The 265-nt window shown below is 41.9% G+C and carries 1 protein-coding gene; it reads right to left on the bottom strand.

Annotated elements, in window-relative coordinates; translation table 11 throughout:
* A partial coding sequence (locus N2692_03175; GenBank protein MCX8016265.1) for an elongation factor Tu occupies positions 1-265 on the bottom strand: 265 nt, incomplete at both ends.

Genomic DNA, 265 nt, shown 5'->3' with positions numbered 1-265 from the left:
TTCCATGTTGATGTGGTCGCCTGGCATGCACATTTCTACTCCTTCTGGTAGCTTAATTGTTCCTGTAACGTCTGTTGTTCTGAAGTAGAATTGTGGTCTGTATCCGTTGAAGAATGGAGTATGTCTTCCTCCTTCTTCCTTCTTTAATACGTATACTTGACCTTCAAACTTCTTGTGTGGATTTACTGATCCTGGCTTCGCAAGAACTTGACCTCTTTCTATTTCGTCTCTGTTTACTCCTCTTAAGAGTGCTCCTATGTCTGTC

It is taken from the genome of Patescibacteria group bacterium (assembly GCA_026415775.1).
In the GTDB taxonomy this organism is placed as follows: domain Bacteria; phylum Patescibacteriota; class Minisyncoccia; order UBA6257; family JAAZHW01; genus SKW32.
The sequence above is the reverse complement of the archived record's forward strand: the minus strand, read 5'-3'. Positions and strand labels throughout refer to the sequence as shown.